Source organism: Streptomyces pseudogriseolus (assembly GCA_002154585.1).
Classification (GTDB): domain Bacteria; phylum Actinomycetota; class Actinomycetes; order Streptomycetales; family Streptomycetaceae; genus Streptomyces; species Streptomyces pseudogriseolus.
In genome coordinates, this window is record MUNG01000185.1 from 1 (window position 1) to 4,151 (window position 4,151).

Here is a 4,151-nt window from a genome sequence, read left to right on the forward strand (position 1 = left end):
TACCTGATGTCCTCAGCCGCCCCCGCCACCGTGTCCGCCCCCGCCACTGTGTCCGCCCCCACCCCCGCGTCCGCCGCCCGTCCGGCGTCCGGCCGCGAGACCGGCGCCGACGTGCTGGTCGTCGGCGCCGGTCTCGCCGGACTCCACGTCGCCACGCGGCTCGCCCGGCAGGGGCACGACGTCCTCCTCGTGGACCGGCGCACCACCCTGGCCGGCGCGATCCGCACCACCGGGATCTTCGTGCGCAAGACGCTCGACGACTTCCCGCTGCCCGAACGCCACCTCGGCCCGCCGATCCGGCGGATGCTGCTCTATCCGCCCAGCCTGAGCCGCCCCGTCGCCCTGGTCAGCGACCGGGACGAGTTCCGCGTCGGCGACATGGCCGGGCTGTACGACACGTCGGCCGCGGTCGCCGCCGAGGCGGGCGTACGGCTCGCGCTGGGCACCCGCTACGCCGGCCGGCACGGCGGGACGTACCACCTGATCGGCCGCGAAGGGCCGTACCGGGTGCGTGCCCGGTACGTCGTCGGCGCGGACGGCGCCCGGTCGAGCGTCGCCCGCGACCTCGGCCTCGACCGCAACCGGCACCTGCTGGTCGGGGCCGAGGAGGTCTTCCCGGTCGCCCCGAACGGCGAACCGCCCACCTTCCACTGCGTCCTCGACCCCCGTGTCGCCCCCGGATACCTGGCGTGGGCGGTCAACGACGGGGAGCACGCCCATGTGGGCGTCGCCGGGTATGCCGACCGCTTCCCCGACGGCCTGCGCCGGGCCATGGAACGCTTCAGCGCCCACGCACCCGGTCTCGACGGCGTACGGCGGCCCGACACGGTCGAGCGGCGGGGCGGGCCCATACCCGTCGGCGGGGTGCTGCGCCGCATCGGCTGCGCGGACGGACTGCTCGTCGGGGACGCGGCCGGCGCGGTGTCCCCGCTCACCGCCGGTGGCCTCGACCCGTGCCTGCGCCTGTCCGACCTGGCGGCCCAGGTCCTCGACGACGCCCTGCGGAGCGGCGCCCCGGACGCGCTGACCCACTACAGCGGCGCCTCCCTGCGCTCCAGCTTCCGCGGCCGGCTGGCGCTGCGCACCGGACTCGCGCACATCCGGACGCCCGCCGCGACCACGGCCGCGTTCACCCTCCTGCGCACGCCGCCCGGCCGCGCCGCGGCGGCCCGGATCCTCTTCGGGGACCGTTCCTTCCCAGGTCAGCCCGTCCCCGAGCCCAGCCTGGCGACCGGCTGACCGCGCCACCGCGGCGGGCCCGCGCCCGCATGCGTGCCGCCGGCACTCCGTGCACGCTGGACCCATGGCGAGCGACCAGCGGCCCATCGTGATCTACCCGCCCGCCGGTGACGGCGGCCGCCGGGTCCGCGCCGGCCCGCACTTCCTGGGCATGGCGTACACCCTCCTGGACGTGGTGGAGTTCCTGCGGCTGGCCGGGATGGAGAACGCCGACGACGACTGGCTGCGGCAGTCCCCGCTCGTCGAATGGCGCGGCGGCGGCCCGGACACCTGGACCTCGGCGCACGGCCTGCACGACTGACCCCTGGCAGGGCTGCGCCGCGTGCATGATGTGATCATGACGGAACTGGTCGAACGGGTGGACGACGACGATCGGGTGATCGGCCTCGTCGGCAGGGGCGAGGCGATCCGCAGGCGGTGGCTGCACCGCGTCGCGACGGTCGTCTGCCGGGACACGCGGGGGAGGATCCTCGTGCACCGCCGGCCGGCCGACGCGGACCGCTTCCCGAACGGCGTCAACTTCATGCTCGGGGGAGCGTCGGAGCCCGGCGAGACCTACGAGGAGGCCGCCGCGCGGGAGCTGACGGAGGAACTGGGCGTACGGGCCCACCCCCGCTTCGTCCTCAAGTTCACGTGCGCGGGCGTGATCAGCCCGTACTGGCTCGGGCTGCACGAGGCGGTGGTGACCGGGCCCGTCGCCCCCGACCCGGACGAGATCGCCTGGTACGACTGGCTGACGGAGCCCCAGCTTGCGGAGGTGGCCGAGGACGAGGCGTTCGTCCCCGACGCGCGGGAGGCGTACCACCGCTGGGCCGCCCCGCGCCGCGGCGGGCCGGCCCCCGCCGGGCCCACCGGCTGAAACGGCGCACGCCGCCGCCCGCGCCCCCGCTTCCGCGTTCGCGCGCCGTCCGCCGGGCGGTCACCATGACAGGGACCGAGGGATGACAAGGACCGGGGGCGGACCGACTCGTCGTGGAGGGTGGACATGCTGCTGCCGGTCCTGTTCGCGCTGGGCGCCGCGCTCAGCAACGCGCTCGCGACCGTGCTCCAGCGCAAGGCCGCCCTGACGGTGCCCAAGTCCGAGGGGCTGCGCGCCGGACTGATCCTCGACCTGCTGCGCCGCCCCGTCTGGCTGATCGGCATCGTGGTCGTGATCACCGCGGGCGTCTGCCAGGCCGTGGCGCTCGCGACCGGACCGATCACCGTCGTGCAGCCCCTGTTCGTCCTCGAACTGCCCCTCGCCCTGGTCATCGCCACCGCCGTCCTCCAGGGCCGGCTGTCCCGCGCCGGCTGGGCGGCCGTCGGCACGGTGGTCGCCGGGCTCGCCGTCGTGCTCTTCGCGGCCTCGCCCGCCGGAAACCGCACCCAGGTGCCGATGACCCACTGGATCCCGGCGCTCGCCGGATCCGTCGCCGCCATCGCCGCCCTCGTCGTCGCGGCACTCCGCCGCCCCGAGGGCCGCGGACGCGCCGCCTGCTTCGGACTCGCCACGGCCATCTCGTACGCCATGACGGCCGCGCTGATGAAGACGTCGATGCACACCCTCGACGACAGGGGCGTCGGGGCCTTCTTCACCACCTGGCAGACGTACGGCTTCGCCCTGTTCGGGGTCTGCGCGCTGTTCTTCCTCGAGAACGCGATGCAGTCCGGCCCGCTGGTCGCCTCCCAGCCGGCCCTGACGCTGGGGGACGCGTGCGTGAGCCTGGCCCTGGGGGTCACGGTCTACGCGGAGTACGTCCGCACGGGCTGGTGGCTCGTCCCGCAACTCCTGGGCGCCGCGCTCATCGCGGCCGGCGTGCTCGCGCTGTCGCGCCTGCCGTTGGCGCGGGCGCTGGCGAGCGAGAACGAGGAGAAGGGGGCGGCGGCGGACGCGGATTCCCCTGCGCCCTGAGGCGGGTTGACGGTATCGCCCTGGACCGGCGACGTGGACGCCGTTCGCTATCATCACGGCGGCGAAGAGGCCGGTGACGTGGTGCCGCCGCCCTGACCCGGACGGTGGTCCGGCGTCACATGGCGCGCGGGGCCGCACTCGGCAGGCGCGCGGCGCGACGCGCGGCGAGCTCACCCACCCCTCACCATCCCCCCACATGCCTACGAGGAGCCCTTTCGTGAACCGTTCCGTCCCCGCCCTGGCCGTTCTCTGTCTCGCCGCGCTCACCGCGTGCGGCGGAGGCGACGAGGCGGACAAGTCCACCGGCGAGCCCAGGCCCTCCGCGACCCGGTCGGAGCAGGCCGCGCCGGCCGAGCGGCTGGCCGGGCTGATGGTCACGCCGGCCGAGGCGAAGGGCTTCTCGGTCCAGGAGTACGACGACGAGTTCGCCCTCGCCAGGTCCGCGTCGGAGCTGAAGGCCGACAAGGCGGCCTGCACGCCCCTGGCCCTCGCCATGAACCAACTGCCGCTCGGTAAGCCGCAGGCGGACCTGACGCGGGCCCTGGCCCCCGAGTCCCAGGGCCCGACCGGCATCCAGACCTACGTCACGCTGACGACGTACGCGTCCGGCGGCGCGCAGGCCGTGGTGGCGGACATGAAGAAGGCCGTGGACGCGTGCGGCGACGGCTTCACCGCCGAGGGGAGCAACGGCAGCACGGTGTACGACTCGGTCGCCGCGGAGGACGTCGCCCCGGCCGGCGAGGAGACCGCCGGCTTCACGGCCACGACGTCGTACCAGGGCGTGTCCCACATCGTCCACACCCAGGTCGTCCGTGCGGGCGACGTCGTCGCCGTCTACTTCTCGGCCGACGGCATGGCGATCGCCAACGGCCGGGCGAGCGACGCGAAACTGCCGCCGGCGGTGGTGAAGGCGCAGTCGGCGAAGCTGGGTTGAGCCGCACGCGAATGAGCCCTGCCGGGCCGTACACCTTCCCGCACCGGAACGCTGTGTAAGGTCCCGCCCCATGAACCCGGCTGCGAC

At 74.9% G+C, this 4,151-nt stretch carries 5 protein-coding genes; all 5 read left to right on the plus strand.

Annotated features, from left to right (window positions below; genetic code table 11):
- The first annotated feature begins 6 nt into the window (after positions 1 to 6).
- The 5 genes from CCN29_RS17620 to CCN29_RS17640 all read left to right on the plus strand — a co-directional run bounded on the left by CCN29_RS17620 (position 7) and on the right by CCN29_RS17640 (position 4,064).
- A complete protein-coding gene (locus CCN29_RS17620; protein ID WP_228731003.1) occupies positions 7 to 1,239 on the plus strand; it encodes an FAD-dependent oxidoreductase in 1,233 nt (410 codons plus the stop codon).
- Positions 1,240 to 1,303: 64 nt separating this feature from the next.
- Positions 1,304 to 1,540, plus strand: coding sequence for a hypothetical protein (locus tag CCN29_RS17625; RefSeq protein WP_006130971.1), 237 nt, complete (start codon positions 1,304 to 1,306; stop codon positions 1,538 to 1,540).
- Between the two features lie 36 nt (positions 1,541 to 1,576).
- On the plus strand, positions 1,577 to 2,098 hold the full coding sequence (locus CCN29_RS17630) for an NUDIX hydrolase (RefSeq protein ID WP_006130970.1): 522 nt from the start codon (positions 1,577 to 1,579) through the stop codon (positions 2,096 to 2,098).
- Between the two features lie 126 nt (positions 2,099 to 2,224).
- Positions 2,225 to 3,130 (plus strand): DMT family transporter, encoded by a 906-nt coding sequence (locus CCN29_RS17635; RefSeq protein ID WP_006130969.1) that lies wholly within the window; start codon positions 2,225 to 2,227, stop codon positions 3,128 to 3,130.
- 217 nt (positions 3,131 to 3,347) lie between these two features.
- Positions 3,348 to 4,064 carry a hypothetical protein gene (locus CCN29_RS17640; protein WP_006130968.1) on the plus strand — a complete coding sequence of 239 codons (717 nt, stop codon included), beginning with the start codon at positions 3,348 to 3,350 and terminating at the stop codon, positions 4,062 to 4,064.
- Positions 4,065 to 4,151 lie beyond the last annotated feature (87 nt).